This window comes from Paenibacillus macerans (genome assembly GCF_900454495.1).
Lineage (GTDB): Bacteria > Bacillota > Bacilli > Paenibacillales > Paenibacillaceae > Fontibacillus > Fontibacillus macerans.
Genome location: NZ_UGSI01000001.1, coordinates 3,554,440 through 3,570,895 on the forward strand (window position 1 = coordinate 3,554,440; position 16,456 = coordinate 3,570,895).

Annotated in this window: 13 protein-coding genes, 1 pseudogene and 1 riboswitch; of the genes and pseudogenes, 3 read left to right on the top strand and 11 right to left on the bottom strand. The window is 55.4% G+C overall.

What is annotated here, in order from left to right:
- Window positions 1–101: 101 nt before the first annotated feature.
- The 5 genes from DYE26_RS16050 to DYE26_RS16070 all read right to left on the bottom strand — a co-directional run bounded on the left by DYE26_RS16050 (window position 102) and on the right by DYE26_RS16070 (window position 4,832).
- Window positions 102–284: a hypothetical protein gene (locus DYE26_RS16050; RefSeq protein ID WP_051985668.1), complete on the bottom strand. Its 183-nt coding sequence runs from the start codon at window positions 282–284 to the stop codon at window positions 102–104.
- 222 nt (window positions 285–506) lie between these two features.
- A complete protein-coding gene (locus DYE26_RS16055; RefSeq protein WP_082207910.1) occupies window positions 507–1,625 on the bottom strand; it encodes a DMT family transporter in 1,119 nt (372 codons plus the stop codon).
- Between the two features lie 127 nt (window positions 1,626–1,752).
- Window positions 1,753–1,922, bottom strand: a riboswitch (FMN riboswitch).
- A gap of 492 nt (window positions 1,923–2,414) precedes the next feature.
- Window positions 2,415–3,281 (bottom strand): MetQ/NlpA family ABC transporter substrate-binding protein, encoded by an 867-nt coding sequence (locus tag DYE26_RS16060; protein WP_036628681.1) that lies wholly within the window; start codon window positions 3,279–3,281, stop codon window positions 2,415–2,417.
- A gap of 113 nt (window positions 3,282–3,394) precedes the next feature.
- Window positions 3,395–4,075, bottom strand: coding sequence for a methionine ABC transporter permease (locus tag DYE26_RS16065; RefSeq protein WP_036625436.1), 681 nt, complete (start codon window positions 4,073–4,075; stop codon window positions 3,395–3,397).
- Window positions 4,068–4,832 carry a methionine ABC transporter ATP-binding protein gene (locus DYE26_RS16070; protein ID WP_082208097.1) on the bottom strand — a complete coding sequence of 255 codons (765 nt, stop codon included), beginning with the start codon at window positions 4,830–4,832 and terminating at the stop codon, window positions 4,068–4,070. Before DYE26_RS16070 ends, DYE26_RS16065 begins: the two co-directional genes overlap by 8 nt.
- 495 nt (window positions 4,833–5,327) lie before the next feature.
- On the opposite strand from DYE26_RS16070, the pseudogene DYE26_RS16080 reads away from it, so the two are divergent.
- Window positions 5,328–6,517 (top strand): annotated as a pseudogene (locus DYE26_RS16080) (IS3 family transposase).
- A 149-nt stretch (window positions 6,518–6,666) separates the two neighbouring features.
- Here the strand turns inward: DYE26_RS16080 and DYE26_RS16085 are convergent.
- Both DYE26_RS16085 and DYE26_RS16090 read right to left on the bottom strand, forming a co-directional pair.
- Window positions 6,667–7,431, bottom strand: coding sequence for an SDR family NAD(P)-dependent oxidoreductase (locus tag DYE26_RS16085; RefSeq protein ID WP_036625440.1), 765 nt, complete (start codon window positions 7,429–7,431; stop codon window positions 6,667–6,669).
- Window positions 7,432–7,470: 39 nt separating this feature from the next.
- Window positions 7,471–7,818 (bottom strand): ArsR/SmtB family transcription factor, encoded by a 348-nt coding sequence (locus DYE26_RS16090; RefSeq protein ID WP_036625441.1) that lies wholly within the window; start codon window positions 7,816–7,818, stop codon window positions 7,471–7,473.
- 171 nt (window positions 7,819–7,989) lie between these two features.
- Here DYE26_RS16090 and DYE26_RS16095 point away from each other — a divergent pair, with 171 nt between their 5' ends.
- Entirely contained in the window at window positions 7,990–9,387 is a 1,398-nt protein-coding gene (locus tag DYE26_RS16095) for an MFS transporter (protein ID WP_036625443.1), read from the top strand.
- Between the two features lie 139 nt (window positions 9,388–9,526).
- Here DYE26_RS16095 and DYE26_RS16100 read toward each other — a convergent pair whose 3' ends face one another.
- The 4 genes from DYE26_RS16100 to DYE26_RS16115 form a co-directional block, all read right to left on the bottom strand.
- Window positions 9,527–12,049, bottom strand: a complete 2,523-nt coding sequence (locus tag DYE26_RS16100; RefSeq protein ID WP_036625445.1) for an ABC transporter permease — start codon at window positions 12,047–12,049, stop codon at window positions 9,527–9,529.
- Window positions 12,046–12,750 carry an ABC transporter ATP-binding protein gene (locus tag DYE26_RS16105; RefSeq protein WP_036625448.1) on the bottom strand — a complete coding sequence of 235 codons (705 nt, stop codon included), beginning with the start codon at window positions 12,748–12,750 and terminating at the stop codon, window positions 12,046–12,048. Before DYE26_RS16105 ends, DYE26_RS16100 begins: the two co-directional genes overlap by 4 nt.
- A gap of 109 nt (window positions 12,751–12,859) precedes the next feature.
- On the bottom strand, window positions 12,860–13,954 hold the full coding sequence (locus DYE26_RS16110) for a sensor histidine kinase (protein WP_082207911.1): 1,095 nt from the start codon (window positions 13,952–13,954) through the stop codon (window positions 12,860–12,862).
- Complete coding sequence (locus DYE26_RS16115; protein ID WP_036625450.1) at window positions 13,951–14,640, bottom strand: response regulator transcription factor; 690 nt, start codon at window positions 14,638–14,640, stop codon at window positions 13,951–13,953. Before DYE26_RS16115 ends, DYE26_RS16110 begins: the two co-directional genes overlap by 4 nt.
- 450 nt (window positions 14,641–15,090) lie before the next feature.
- Here DYE26_RS16115 and DYE26_RS16120 point away from each other — a divergent pair, with 450 nt between their 5' ends.
- A complete protein-coding gene (locus DYE26_RS16120) occupies window positions 15,091–16,005 on the top strand; it encodes a transposase (RefSeq protein WP_051985670.1) in 915 nt (304 codons plus the stop codon).
- The last annotated feature ends 451 nt before the right edge of the window (window positions 16,006–16,456 follow it).

The window sequence follows — 16,456 nt, forward strand, 5'->3', positions numbered from 1 at the left end:
CTCTTCCGGGGGAATCGAATCCGCGAGTCTGGCGGCGGCGACCGGCAAGGTCCATCCGTCGATTTCATGATAGCTCACATTCGAATGCTTTAAGTAGCGCTTTAAATATCCTTTTCGGCTTCGCTGATTCGCTGCCTTAGGAAATTTACGATGATGGATACGATTTTGGGAGTTCCCTCGGGCATCGTTCCGTAAGTCAAAAAAAGCAGGGATCTTGCAATATCCCCCGATGGATTGCCAGCCATTCCGGTCATCCAATCGATGATCCAATAATCCGTAGCCACCAGATCATCTCCTATAAAGATGGTACGTCTCGAAATGACAATATCTCATTGGAAATATCCAATGGCTTTGCCGCGGATGGGCTCCTTTCGCGAATTTTAGCTGATTCTATTGGAAATATCCAATCAAGCTTGCGAAACTGGGAGCAGAAACAAAAAAGACCTCCGCAACGGAGGTCGCCAAAATCAAAGTTAGTTAACACACAGGTTAAACGATCTTCCCTGTTAAGCGCCAGCTTTACCCACTTTGCCCGCGTTGCCCGCTTTCGTCTCCGCGGCGGGCGAGCCGCCCTGGCGTGAGATGATGAACAGCGCCGCCCAGATCAGCACGAAGCCGCACACTTGGGCCGCCGTAATCATCTGCTGGAACGCCACCCAGTTGACGAGCACCCCGACCATCGGGAAGCTCAGCTCGGCCAGCGTGGCTACCGACGCCTTCGTGGTCGTCAGTCCTTTGTAGTAGACGAGCAGGCTCAGGAGACCCGGCAGCAGCGCTTGTCCAAGCATATTCAGCGAAACGGCGGCGATTTGCCAGCCTCCGGCCGGCAGGTTCCAGCCCGCCCCTTCGTTCCAGGCGATAGCCAGCAGCAGCGGCAGCGCCAAAATAAACCGCAGCGACGTCACCGTCTCATACTTCATCTTCCCGACCATCAGCCGCCCCATCACGGTGGAACCGCCCCAAAGCGCGGCCGCTCCCAGCGAAAGCAGGCTGCCGATTTGCACGAAATCGCTCCAGTGCCCGATCGGAACCGTAAATCCGAAAGTAAGCAGGTACGTTCCGGCCAAAGCGACCGTCAGCAATCCGAAAAAGTGGCGCGGCAGCTTCTCCTTCAATAGCAGGCCGGCGAGCAGGATGGCGAACAGCGGCTGCATTTTTTGCAGCAGCAGCACGGCGTTCAAATCGCCGCTGGAGAGCGCCATCGTGAACAGGATGGTGGCGATCGCCGACCCGCCCCAGGAAATGAAGAGCAGCGCGCCGGCGTGGCGCCAGCCCAGCCCTTTCAGTTCGGAGCGGTTTTTCCATAACACCGGAACGGCCACCAAAGCGATGATGATGTGTTCAATCAGAACGATTTGCGCCGACGTCAGCGACTTCAGCAAAATGACCCGAAACAGCGGGTCGACGCCCCAAAGGGCGGCTCCCAAAACAACGAGCCAAAACCCGGTTTTCGCCGTACCTTTCGCGGCCGCGCTCCCGGCCAAGGCTGCCGCTTTCCCTGACGCGCCGCCTGGCGCTGCGGCCCCTCCCGCCAGCGTGCCGGCGCTGCGTCCGGCCTGCAAACCGGTCTTGCCGGTTCCCGCTCCTACTCCGTTTACTCTGCTGCTTGCGCTTGCATTTTTCATAATGATGTCCCCTTCTTGAATATGGGGTCTACGTAGAAAACCCCCGCAATCCTTCCTACAAAAGGGGTTGCGGGGGCGACCAAATAAGCCTGGCCGAAGCAAAAAAAGCTCCGTTCAAACTTGCTTGTTTGATCTTCTCCCATCCGGACTATACCGTCGGCCTTGGAATCGCACCAAGTCAGTCGCCAACCGCGGACAACACGCGGTAAACGAGTCGCGGGCTTAAGCCCCTCTCTTCCCATGGAACAGAGGAACCTCACCGCCGGTCAGGAATTTCACCTTACCCCGAAGATCCATATTCATTTAAATTTTTTTAAAAATGTTGGGTTGGTTTCAGCATAACGCATCCACCCCAATATCACTGTAGCAAAAATCACATGAAAATTATATTTGAAAATTCTTGAAAATTCAAGACCTCCCGACATTGGCATTACCCGCCCAACGTTAATTACCTGAATTACACCCGCTTCGCCACGTCGAAGTTGTTTTCGATAAGCAGCCAGTTTTGCGGGAAGCTGGTATCGGCGATGCTGTATATGGTCTGATTCCGCTGAACAACATGGATCTGCATCGTCTTCCCCCCTTCTCAAACAATTCGCTATCACTATCTTATGAAGAGGGAAGTTTGGCTTATGCCGCTTGCCGCCGGCAGCCCGCCGATGCGCCAGCCTCTGTGCTCGACCTCTGTCATGCAGTGCAACACAGCACGCCTGAGGCTAGGCTGGCTAGGTCCCCTTTGATGCCAGGTCCCTTTGGATGCCAAGTCCCTTTGGATGTCAGGTCCCGTTTTTAGAACGCCGGCAGCGCGATCTCGTCGTATTTTTGTTCCAGGAACTGTTTCACTTCCGGGCTGGAAATCGCTTTGGCCAGCTTTTGGACCGGCTCCGAATCCTTGTTGTCCTCGCGGGCGACAAGCGTAATGGCAAACGCGGAATCGACGGTTTCCGTCAGCAGCGCGTCCTTCTTCGGCGTCAGTCCGAGCGGGCTGGCATACGCCGGCGTCATCAGCACCAGGTCGGCGTCATCGAGCATCCGGGCCAGCATCAGCAAATCGACTTCTTCGAATTTGTAATTATGGCTGTTTTCCACGATGTCCGCCTGGGTGGCTTCCAGCCCCGCGCCTTCCTTCAGCTTGATGACCCCCGCCTTATCCAGCATCATCAGCGACCTAGCGATGTTGGAAGGATCGTTGGCGATGGCGATCGTCGCCCCGTCCGGCAGTTCCTCCATCGATTTGTACTTTTTGGAATATGCGCCGTACACCGCGTGATATACCGGCTGAACCGCCGCTAGATGGGCGTTTTTGCTTTCATTGTACTGCTCCATGTAAGGAACGTGCTGGAAAAAATTCGCATCGACTTCCTTGTTGGCCAAAGCATCGTTTGGCTGCACATTGTCGGACAATACGACCAGTTCCAGGTCGATGCCCTCCTCTTTAAGCTGCGGCTTGATCAGTTCAAGAATTTCCGTCATCGGCGGAATCAAGGTGGCTACCTTCAAAGTCGTCGTTGTTGTTTCTGCGGGCGCTGCCGCCGGAGACGCTCCGTTCGTACCCGCTTCATTTCCGGCGCCTTTCGCCGCCCCGTTTTGTCCGCCGCCGCTCCCGCACGCAGTCAGCACAAGCGCCAGCAGCGCCAGGCTCATCATCCATTTCATCATTTTCATGAAAAAACTCCCCTTTCAACCCTCATCCTAATTCTCTTCCTTGCTCTTTTTACCCGCTGCCTGCTTAATGCTGCCAGTGAATCCGGGCTTCCCCGCAAAAAAACTTAACGCTTGTCCAAACGCCGGGAAATCGCATTTCCGGCAAACTGAATGCCCTGCACCAAAATAATCATCAGCACGATGACGGCAACCATCAGCTCCGTTTCGAAGCGCTGGTAGCCGTAGCGGATGGCAAAATCGCCGACCCCGCCGCCGCCGACCACCCCCATGACCGTGGAGTAGGAAATAAAGCTGATCGTCGAGGAGGTCAGTCCAAGCACCAGACCGGAACGGGCTTCCACCAGTAAAAATTTGAAAATGATAGCCAGCTTCGAGGCCCCCATGGCCCGGGCCGCCTCCATCACGCCGCGCGGCACCTCCAGCAGCGACTGCTCCACGAACCGCGAATAAATCGCCACCGCCACGATCGCCAGCGGCACGGAAGCGGCCAGTGTTCCAATCGCGGTGCCCACAATCAAGCGGGTGAGCGGAATCATGAACACGACCAGCAGCAAAAACGGAAAGGAGCGTACAATGTTCACAGCGCTGTTCAGAACGGCCGACCAGCCGCGATGTTCGTACAGCTGCCCTTTGCTGGTCAGAAACATCAGCGTGCCGAGCGGAAACCCAAGCAGGATAGCCGCGGCCAGCGAGATACCGACCATCATAAACGTTTCGCCGATCGCTTCCCCGATCTGAGCGCGGTATTGCAGCACATCGTGCCACATGGCGGCAAAATCAAACATGGCGCCCCTCCGTTCCTGCGAGCAGCTGCTCCCGGTAGGACATCGCAAGTGCAGACTTATCCGCCGCACCCCGGCGCTGCCCCAGAGGGAACGTATCCGTCAGCCTTCCGTTCTCCATGACGGACACGGTGTCGCAGAGGCTTTTCACGACCTCCATTTCGTGGGTCACGATCACGATCGTTACTCCAAGGGTGTCGCGGATATGCCTCAGCACCTCCAAAATTTCCGCCGTCGTCCGCGGGTCGAGCGACGAGGTCGGCTCATCGCAGAGCAGCACGTCCGGCCGGTTCGCCAGGGCCCGGGCGATCGCCACCCGCTGTTTTTGCCCGCCGCTTAAGGCCGACGGATACTGCTTCGCCTTGTCCGGCAGGCCAACGAACCGCAGACACTCATCCACGCGCTCGGCGCGCTCGCGTCTTGGGGTCCCGGCCAATTCAAGCGGCACCGATATGTTGCCGCTGACCGTCCGGTTATTCAGCAGATGAAACTGCTGGAAAATCATCCCGATCGACCGGCGCACCTTCCGCAGCGCAGCCTCCGGGAGAACTGTCAGTTCCCGCCCCATGACGGTAATTCTCCCGCGGTCGGGCAGCTCCAAAGCGTTCATCATCCGCAGCAGCGTCGATTTGCCGGCCCCGCTCGCTCCGATAATGCCGTGAATCGTCCCTTTCTCGACGGCAAGGGACACATCCTGCACCGCTTCCAACTGACCGTCCGGCAAGCGGTATGTTTTGCTCACATGCTCCAGGGTGATGATAAGCCCCTCCCCCTTTCTTTGCGCCAAAACTACTGTACTAGTTATTTAAAACTACTGTTATATAAGTTATTCACCATCTGATTATAGACTATGTTTTTATCTGTGTCACCATTTTATATTATCTATTACAAGAATGAACTCGAGAAGAATCCGCTCCTCAAGACCTCTAATGGGCGAGCTTAAAACATGGGGGCACGTTAAAGGACTGCCGGAGCGATTAAAGGACTGTCAGTGCAATTAAAGGGTGTAAGGAGGACACGCGGCCTGCGTTTTTGTGGAGTTCATGAAAATAGCGGTAAAAAAGGTCCTTATGTTCCCCAAAAAAGGTGTGCAACGAAAATAGAGGACTTTTTTACCGCTATTTCAGAAAAACGGGGGACAAACATGTGCTTTTTCCAAGCTAGTCCCCAAATAACGGCAAAAATAGAGCTAGAATAAAAAGTGGACACCTCGTTAAGAGAAAAAGATAATGGAACTATCTGAGGAGGTGTTCACATGGGTGAACAACGGAAACGATATAACGAAGAATTTAAGAGACAAACGGTAAAATATCTCCAAGAACAGACAAAGTCGGTGGAGGACGTAGCCTTGGAGCTAGATATCCCAGCAAAGACATTGCATTCCTGGAAGGCGAAATACCGTGAGTTTAAGAACGAACCCATCACAAACGTCGAACGCGTTCGGGAACTCGAACAACTCTTGAAAGACAAAGAGCGTGAACTCCGCGAAAGCCAGCAGCGTATCGCCGATGTGGAAGAGGAACTGGCCATCGTAAAAAAAGCAGTGCACATCTTCAGCAAACCAAAGAAGTAAGGTTTCAGTTTATTGAAGATCACCGCTCCGAGTTTTCTTTGGAGAAGATGTGCCAGGTTTTTAGAGTTTCCCGGAGCGGCTACTACAAATGGCGAAACAAAAAGCCGAGTGAGCGAGCATTGCGTAAGTTACACCTGCTGAAAAGGATTACTTATCACTTCAACGATTCCGAGCAGCGTTACGGGGCCCCTAAAATCACGTACTTGCTGAATCAGGAAGGCGAGAACGTAACGGAGAGGACGATTGGTTTATACATGCGGGAGCTCGGCTTTCGCGCCTGTGTCGCACGTAAATACAAAGTGCAAACTACCGATTCTAACCATGACTTACCGATTGCTCCCAATATCCTTAACCAGCAGTTTCAAGTGAACAAACCCAATAAGGTTTGGGTTACCGACATTACGTACATTCCTTGTAGAGAAGGTCGGCTGTACCTTGCCAGCGTTATGGACCTATGCACCCGTGAGATCGTGGGCTGGCGTTTGAATGACCGAATGACAACCGATCTTGTTCTGGACGCTCTGAAGGATGCCTATGTGGCCAAAAGGCCTAAAAAAGGGCTCATTCATCATTCGGATCGAGGGAGCCAATATGCGTCCCACAAGTACAGAGAACAACTCAAAATTTACAAAATGACAGCCAGCATGAGCCGCAAAGGCAACTGCTACGACAATGCTTGTATTGAATCCTTTCACAGCATCCTCAAGAAGGAGTTGATTTACTGCAAGCGATTTAAGACCAAGCAGCAAGCCTATGACGAGATCTACCGTTACATTGAATTCTTCTACAACCGAAAACGGATCCATGGTTCACTCGGCTATTTGTCACCGGTTCGCTTTGCTGCGCAATTTAATAAGAGAAAAGTTGCTTAAAAGGGTGTCCACTTTCTTGACAGAGGTCCAAAATGCCGCTATTTTGCGTAGAAAGGGGAGAACTCACAAAATAACGGCATAAAATACCTCTATTTCCGGCAGAGGTTTGGTGTGGTGTGGCGTGGAGATAAAAGCGGGGACGCAGCCGGTCAAATCGCCGGCATCACATTGCCGCCGCTGACCGGAATGTACGCGCCCGTAATAAAGCCGGCCAAATCGGATGCGAGGAACGCCACGGCGTTGGCGATATCCTGGTCCTCGCCCCGCCGCTTCAACGGAACGCCGGCGATGTAAGCCGAATCGTTCCGTTCCTCTAAGTTTCGTTCCCGCTCGCTGATCGTCCAGCCCGGGGCCACCTGGTTGACGGTGATCTGATGCTCGCCGACCTCTTTGGCCAGTACGCGGTATACGCCGTCCATCCCTCTTTTGCCGGCCGTGTAGGCCGATTGATTCGGGAAATTCTGCATCGCGCATTCGGTGTTGATCCCGATAAAACGTCCGTATTTTTTCTCCATCATTGCCGGAATAAACGCTTTGGCGAGAAATACGCTCTGCAGCACACACGATTCGAACTGGCTGACGTAGTCCGATGCAGGCTGCTCCAGCACGGACATCCAGTCGTATTGCACGACGGCGTTGGCGGCGACGATATCCGGATCGCCCAGGTTCTCCCGGATTTCTTTTTTCATATGCACCGTGGACGCTTCCTTCGTGACATCGCCCTGCACAATCATCGCCGATCCGCCCGCCGCCGTTATTTCGTCAAGCAGTTCCTGCGCTTTGGCTTCGTTATTCATGTAATGAATGGCCACCTTGGCCCCGCACCCGGCCAGCGTCCGGGCCATCACCCGTCCCAGTTGCCCCGTTGCTCCAGTGATCAAAGCAATTTTTCCCGTCAGATCGATTTTTAGCATACCCATGTTATCCTTTCGCCCCTTGCGATTTCAGCTAATTTAGCGGTCCGCTTCGGACAGCTCTATGCCAATTCTACCATTTGAGCTTTCGTAAGCCTTCAGTACCGAATCGAGCAGTCCGGGAAAGCGGTACTCCAGATCCTCCTCCCGCAGCGACAGAAAGCGCTGGGTTCCCTGGATGCGCGTAAACACAACCCCCGCCTCGCGCAGCGTGCGGGCATGATGGGACAATGTCGATTTGGCGACCGGCACGTCGAAGCAGTTGCACGGCTGCTCGCCCTTTTTGCGGATTTCGGCCACGACGCTTAACCGTACGGGATCGCTAAGGGCATACAGTATGGAAGACAACTGGATTTCTTCCCGGTCCGGATGATACAGCACTTTCATCGAAAAAACCCCTTTGTACATATATTGATCTGCCATCGATTAAAAATCGCGTAAAAGAAATTTTATCTTTTTTTCGATTCCCTAATTGCATTTTAAACGATGGCATGCTATATTTCAATCGTTCGATTACAATCGAACAATAAAACAAATAAAGAGTGGGTGAAATGCTGCATGAATGTTGTATCAACCGAAATTCCCGCGCTCCCTTCCTCCGAAACCTCTATAAAGAAGGAAGGGCTGCTGACACTTTTGCTCGGACTCGCCGTCGTCCTGGTCATCATGAATACGGCCATGTTTAACCTGGCGCTGCCCGACGTAACCGAAACGTTTGGCCTCACGGCTTCCGTTTCCTCCTTGATTGTCACCGGCTATTCGATTATGTTTGCCATTTCATCCATTACGTTTAGCCGGCTCGCAGACTTTCTGCCCATCCGGAGGCTGCTGGCGGTCGGGCTGCTGACGCTGGGGCTTGCCGCCGTAGCCGGACTGTTCAGCACCAGCTTCTGGTTTTTGCTCGCCGTACGCGTGATCCAGGCTTCCGGCGCCGGGGCGATCGTGTCGCTGTCGCTGGTGCTGCTCACCCGGTACGTGCCGATTCAGCGCCGCGGCAAAGCGATGGCGCTGATTATGTCGGCCGTTTCGCTGGGACTCGGGCTTGGTCCCGTCGCCGGGGGCGCGATCGTGGAATACTGGGGCTGGAGATACCTGTTTGTCGTAACCGCGCTGACCCTGGTGCTGGTACCGTTTTTTCTCCTCTACATACCGAAGGAGAAAACGGCGCGCGGCACCTTCGATACCCCCGGCGCCGTATTTATCGCCATCGGCACGACCGGGCTGCTGCTGTTTTTGACCCAACACGCCTGGGTCGCTTTGGTCTTCGGCGTACTTGCGCTCGCCTTGTTCGTCTGGCGCGTCCGCAGCGCGCGGGAGCCGTTCGTATCGCCCGCCCTGTTCGGCAACGGCGCTTATCTGACTTTGTCGGCCGTGGGGATCGCCTCGTACTTGTGCAGCTTCGCCACACTGTTTCTGCTGCCGCAAATCCTGGTGCACCATTTTCATCTTAGCGCCAGCCATGCCGGCCTCATCATTTTTCCCGGCTCGATGCTGGCCATGGTCGTCTCGCGCAAGGTCGGCTCCGTTATCGACCAGCACGGCAACGGCGCAATTTTGCGGTTTGTGCCGCTGCTGATGCTAAGCGCCATGATCCTGTTCGCGCTGTTCAGCGGGCAATCCTGGCTCGCCATCCTGTTCATTTATTTGCTCACGAGCCTAGGATTCACCATTATTTCCAGCAGCGTGTCCAACGAGATCTCCCGCATCCTGCCCGCGTCCCAAATCGGTTCGGGCATGGGGCTGTTCCAGCTGCTGCAGTTTTTCAGCGGGGCCTTCAGCATCGCCTTGGCCTCCAGCGCCATCGAGTGGCAGCACGGCCTGCCGCTTACCGCCGCCTATGCCAACATTTTTTGGGGGCTGATGGTCATGGCGCTGCTCGCCCTCGGCTCATCGTTTGTTTATCTCCGCAGCGCTTCCGCGGCGGGGTCAAGAAAACGCGAATCCCTTGAAGCTTGATCTCTTTCTCTTGAGCTATAAATAAGGAGCCGCCTTACGGCATTCCTTCCCAAATAAATGCACCCCATAGAGCAAACATCGGAAAAACGCCCGGCCCGTTTATCCGATGAACTCTAGGGGTGCATTTTATTGCACGATTTTACTCCGCTTCCCGCAGCCTTTCCACAATCGTTGCCCTGGACATCCGGCGGTAGGCGGCCAGCGTAACGATCAAAGCGATCGCGATGAGCAGCGGCACCGCGGCGGCTATCGGCAGCGGGTTCAACCGGAATTCCGCAAATGCGATGTTGTCCGCAACTCCTTTGGCTACCGCATACGTCAATCCCATCCCCGCCGTACCCACAATCAGGCTCGTCAATAAAACGCTGTAGAGCCCTTCAAACACAAGCATTTTCTTCAGTTGTTTTCGGGTCATGCCGACACTCTCCAAAATGGCGAATTCATTACGGCGGGAAATCATGCCGGTGATCACCGTATTGATATAGTTCAATATGCCGATCAGGGCGATCACAAAGCTCAGACCGTAACCGATCGTTTGGAAGATGCGGATAAAGCCTTGCATCTCCTGTTTGTAATCCCCCCGGGATTTTACGAACAGGCTGGGACTGGACGCCGCGATGGATTTTACCGCCGCCTCCGCTTCACCAAGCTTGGCCGGATCGGCATGCAAGGTCGCGGACAAAATGACCGGGTCCTTCGCCGACTTGACGAACTCGTCCGCCGGCCAGAACACTTTAAAGCCTCCGGTCATGTAAAACTGCGTCCCCGCCGCATACAGCGCATCCGATTTCAATACCGCCATAATCTCATAACTCTTCTTCATGCCGTCCGGCTTAATCCGGTCGCCAGGCCGATAATAGCTCGTATATTGATCCGGGCCCAGCTCCGCTTCCGTAACGAGAACATAATTCCCGGAATCGAACTTGACGGGGTCAAACGCACCGGCGGCGATCTCGCTTTTGTCGAGCACACCGTACCATCCGCGGTCAAGGCCATGAAGCTGCAGCGGGACGGCTCCGTTCTTCAGAAGCATGGCGAACGCGGGCTGCCTGGGGTCTTCCGCCGCCGCCAGCGGTTCCAGCGTCCGCCGGATCGGCTCGCTCATTTTAAGCACATCAGCACTATAGTACACTTTATCCAAGCCAGTGACGCCGTCGATCCCGCTTAGCTCCCGGCAAACCTCTTCCGTAAGCACGGCGGTATCCGGCTGGGGCACGCCACCCAGGCCCCCGGCATCCTCTTTAACGACAAAGTCTCCGGAAATAAAAGTGTTCAAATACTTGTTAACGCTAAACGAAGAGATGACCGTATAAATCACGCTGAACAAAATAATGCTTAACGACAAGGAGGCCAGCATGAGCAACAGCTTCTTTTTGTAGCGGAACAGATTCGCAAACGACATCCTGAACAGCTTGGCTCCATGCAGCGAGCGTTTGGTTTTCCGGCCCGCGCCATGGCCGCCGATCCCGGAATATTTCACCGCCTCGACCGGCGGAACCCGCGCTGCCGTCCGGCCCGGCTTGCTGGCGGCGATCCGGACCGTCAAATAAGCAAAAATGGCGGCTCCGAGAAAAATCAGCGGGTTGGCCGAATTTACGGTCTCCATTCCATCGGACAAGCGCAGCAACAGCGGCAGCAGCCACACGCCGGCTCCGTAGCCCAAAGCCAGCCCGACCGGAAGCCCCGCCAAATACAACCGGTTCGCTTGAATGGAAATGACCCTTCTGAGCTGCCGCGGGGTGGTCCCGATCGTTTTCAGGAGCCCGTAAAATTTAATGTCCCGCACGACGGAGATATGAAAAATATTGTAGATCAGCAAATATCCGCTCAGCATAATAATCAAGATCAGGATGACGAGCGGAATCACATTCATCGGGTCTTCATTCAGAGCTACGCTGGTGTAGGCCCAGTTGACGCCGTAAGGAACATCCAGCCCGGTGTCGGACAGCACCTTTTGCAGCTTCTTCTCGATGTCCCAGGAATTGCCGAACATGACGTCCAGCCGGATCGTATTGACATAACTGCCGCTGAGCCGCGACCGTTCGGGGTCGATCTGTGAAATATTCCGCTGCACAAACGCCTCCGATACAAAAGCCAGCCCCGACATCGACAAGTTGCGGTCCGCCGGATAATACCCCGACAGCACAAACTCTTTGGAGACCGCCTGACCGTCGATATCCAAATCGAGCTTTACCTTGGCGCCCAGTTCGTGAGGAACACCGAGTAAATCGAGCACCCAAGTGCTCATCGCGATCCCGTTCTCCTCCTGCGGCAGACCGCCCTGCGTAAATTGAATGAAGCTGTGCTTGGCCTCATTTTCGTCGATTTGGTCGATTTCCAGCGCGGTGCCGCGCAACGCGTCGTCCGTCGCGAACCCGACCAGCACGGATTTGCCGTACTCCTTAATCGCCGGGTGCTGCAGGAGCCGGTCCGCCTCCCCCGGCTTCAAATATTTGAAGCTGCCGTGAAAATCGCCGCCGGACGTTTTCATTTTCGTCAGCTGCATCGATTCGTTGATGCTGAAGGCCATCGTAAACACGGAGGTGAGCAGCAGCGTCGTCAGCACGATGGCGCTGATGATGATCAGATTGCGCGGCCGGTTGGCCTTCAGGCTTCGCCCGGCGATGCGGGCAACCGCCTTACGGTTGTTCGCCGCCATCATCTCGAACCCGCCTCCTGCCCTTCGGCGCGGCCGAAACGGCCGGCGATGCGGCCATCTTCGATCCGCACGATCCTGTCGGCGGTGAGCGCGATCTCTTCATTATGGGTAATCATCACGATCGTCTGATTGAACCGCTCGCTCATCTGCTTCAGCAGGATCATCACTTCCTGGCTTGTTTTGCTGTCCAGGTTTCCGGTCGGCTCGTCCGCGAGTATGATCGCAGGCTTGCTCGCCAGCGCCCTGGCAATCGCCACCCGCTGCTGCTGCCCGCCGGACAAATTCGCCGGCAGATTGTGCACCTTATCGCCAAGCCCAAGCGCGCCGATAACCTGGTCCACGTATTCCTTGTCCACGCGGGCTCCGTCCAGTTCGATCGGCAGCACGATATTTTCGTAAGCATTCAGGATCGGGATCAGATTGTAGCTCTGAAACACGAAGCCGACCGAACGCCGCCGGAAGATTGTCAGCTTCTCGTCATCCATCGCAAAAATATCGTTTCCGTCAACGTACACCTTTCCCTCCGTCGCCCGATCCAGCCCGCCCAGCATATGAAGCAGCGTGCTTTTGCCGCTGCCGCTCGTGCCGACGATCGCGACAAATTCGCCTTTTTCCACGCTCAGGTCGATTCCGTCCAGCGCCTTTACGGCGGTGCTTCCTTGACCGTAATATTTCTTAAGCCCCTCGATTTGCAGAATCGGCATGTCCTTTTCCTCCCCCCAATAAAAAAACCTGTACGCACGTACAGGATTAAATGTAGCAGATCAATCTGACTCCCGGGTGTCTGAAAAATAACAATATCGACAGAATTCCCTAAATCGCGGGCAAAAAAACAGAGAACACCGCTCCCTCGCGGAGCTTGGACGACACCTTGACGTACCCGCCCTGGGCGGTAACGATCTCCCTGGCCAGATACAGGCCGATTCCGACGCCTTCGTGCCCCGCCGCTTGCTTGCTGCGGTAAAAGCGTTTAAAAATATCGTTCCATTCGCTCTCCGCGATGCCGATCCCCTGGTCGGCGACATCGATGCGGGTGAACATTTCGCCCGCCTGAACCGAAATACGCACGCCGCTTCCGGGCTCGCTGTATTTGACCGCATTCTCCAGCAGGTTGAAGAGCGCCTCCGCGGTCCATTTCGGATCGTGCTTCGCCGCGGCCGCCGGATCGCAGTCAATCGCGATCCGTGTGCCTTTGCGCTCCGCCGCCGCATACACATGCGATACGGCTTGCGTGATCGTGGCGATCACCGGGGACACGGCGGTCTGCAGCGAGATCATGCCTGCCTCCAGCCGGGACATTTTGACCAGCGAGCCGATCAGCCAGTCCAGCTTCGCCGCTTGGAGCTTGATCTGAGCCGCATACTGGCGGGCAGCCTCGGGCAGAGCCGGGACTTCTTCCAGCAGTTCGCTGTACAGCATGATGCTTGAGAGCGGCGTTTTCGTCTGGTGCGAAATGTCGGAGATCAGCGTTTTGATCTTGCTCCGTTCCGTTTCGATTTGCCGCTCGCGCGCCCGGGTCAGCTCGACATAGCGGAACACTTTGTTTTCCAACGCGGAAAGATTCGTTTCCGCGTAGCCGGTGAGCCGCTGCCGGCCGCCGATCGCCGCGTCCACAATGTCGAAGGCCGCTTGGATCGCGGCCGCCGCTCTGGCCCTCAGGACCAGGGCGAAGGAGATGGCGGCCAGGAACATCGCTGCGGCAAAGGAAACGGGCAACCAGAGCGGCGGGCCGAACACCTCGCCGGCCAAATACCGGGCCGCAACCGGGTAGCCCAGCACCAGCAGGCCGAACAATGTCCCGTACGCCGCATAGACCGGGGCAAAAGCAAGGGCGTTCCGGCCTCGGGAGCCGGCTTGCGCGCTGGATCGACCTTGGCCGGTTGCTCTGCCAATTCCGCCGCCGCTCATCGCCGCACCCCCGCGTCGGCCCACATGTATCCGAGACCGTATACGGTTTTGATGTACTTCGGCGCGGACGGGTCGTCTTCGATTTTGGCGCGCAATCTTTTAATCGTCACCGTCAGGGCGTTCTCGTCCACAAATTCGGCCTCCCGCAACCACACGGCGTCCATCAGCTGCTCCCGCGTCAAGATTTGCCCCCGGTTGGCCACCAGCGTTTTCAGCAGCTTCTGCTCCGTAATGCTGAGGCTGATGCTTTGCCCCTGCTTGCGGTAATCCATTCTCCCGAAGTCGAACAGAAACGGCGGAATCGCCGCCTTGTCCTCCTGTCCGAAATCGCAGCGGCGCAGCACCGCCATCACCCGGGAGCGCAGCACCATCAGGCTGAACGGCTTGGTGATGTAATCGTCCCCGCCGAGCTCAAAGCCCATGACGATGTCCGACTCCATATCGTTGGCGGTCAAAAAAATAACCGGCACGCGCGACCCCGCCCTTACTTTTTCGCAAAAATCAAGCCCGCTCCCGTCCGGCAAATTCACGTCGAGCACGATCAAATCGACGCCCCCTGCGGCAAGCCGCCGCTCCGCGCCGGCCAAATCATAGGCCTGTTCGATCGAAATCCCGTCCTGGGCCAGCGTTAACGCAATCCCCTTGTTCAAGCTCATATCGTCTTCCACGATCAGAATGGTCGTCATGGTATATGTATGCTCCCCTTCCTTCCGCCGTCATGCTTAGACTGGAATCAATTATACACAATGGTACAATTACAAAGGTGATAGATTGGTTACAGAAAACTAAGCGCAGCGGTCGCGGTGCTAGTGAGCGTGCATCTTTTGCACAGTAGCCGTTTCGAACAGTGTCACAAATCGACACCAGGTGAGGGGCTATCTAAAGGGTTCGTGTCTTGGTGTCCCTGCCTGCTGCTGCCTTTGCACGATTATCCCCTTCGTTCAGGAGCAGGGAGCAGGGAGCAGGGGGGGCTAGAGCAGGGTTCCAAAAAAGAGAGAAGAACAAAACAAAAAAGATGAAGAAAAAATGAGGCGGTTCAGGTGAGATTTTTGGCTTGATAAGAGAACGTACGTTTGCTATAATGAAATAAATGGAACCTATGTTCGTATATTCTTGATTCGGGGGGACGAGCGGATATGGAAGTCAATACGGGAACGGAACTTCAGCTATTCAGCAGCCGTTTTAACAGCGAGCAGGACTGCATGGAAGCGCTGATCGCGATGAAGTGGCCCAGCGGCTTCGTCTGCCCGCGCTGCGCTCACACCCGGTGCAGCCGTCTGACTTCCCGGCATATCCCTTTGTTCGAGTGCGGAAAGTGCAAGCATCAAACATCGCCTTTGGTCGGCACGATTTTTGAAGGAACGCATCTGCCCCTGGTGAAGTGGTTCCAGGCGCTGGAGTTGTTCCTGCTTGAGGGCGGCATCTCGGCGCTGCGGCTGCGCCAGGTGATCCGGGTCACCTACAAGACCGCCTGGTCAATGCTGCACAAAATACGTCATTCCGTAGGGGAGTTCGATGCCCGGGAGCTGCTCTCTGGAGACGTGAAGGTAAACAGCGATCAGTATGGGCGTAATCCGTCCCAGTGTCAGCTTTCGCATCCGTACGCCTCGGCGGTCGTGGCCGGCTGCACGGTCACGGAGTCGGGCGAGCCGGAGCAGGTCAAAATCCGCCTGGTGCCAAATAAGCGGGGAGGCGAAAAGAGGGCAAACCGTCACGATCTAACCGCGTTTATTAGCGGGCATGTGGATGTCTGTACATCGGTGGTACAATTGTTCCCTCAGGCCTTTCGGCTGTGTGCGCCTTTGCGGAGAGTGGTGAGAGAGGCGTGGGAATCGCTGAAGAGTACGTATGGAGCCTTGGGACTGAAGCATCTGCAGGCGTACCTGAACGAATACACCGGACGCCGCCGACTGCGCCTGCCCGGAGGACTGCACGGAGCGGAAGAAACGATGCGGCAGAAGTTGCTGCAGATGTGTGTGGCGATTCCGGCGATCCCTTACCGTAAGCTGATCGCGCGCCAACCGAACCAGCCCCTTGCGGCTGAGGCCTGATCGGGACGCTGGAACGGAAGGGTTAGCTTAATGCGGATCAATTTGATTGATGTGGGTTAGCATGAAGAGTGCGAGCGTTGCTCCAGATGGAAGGGTTCAGGCTACAGCAAAATCACGGTCTTTTCGTTTCCCGCGCGTCTTGTCCTTAACCCCTGTCTTGATCTCCCGTCCGGTCTGTTTCACCTCCCCTAAACCTGGTTCCTTTTCCTAAGCCCGTCTAAATTATCTCAAACCTATCTGCTTCTCCACCAAATAATTTCTTCTCCCGAGCTTGCCTGTTTCTCTGCTACCTGATCAAAGGGGATAATCGTGCAAAGCGCCCGGGACAGTAAGTGTTGATCTGCCTCCCACCCCAAGAAAAGAATACTTTAATTCGTTTGGCAGTTGATTTAGGTCGGGCTGATGGCCTATAACAATGAAACACCACTTCTGTCTGATCGTAGAAGCTCGT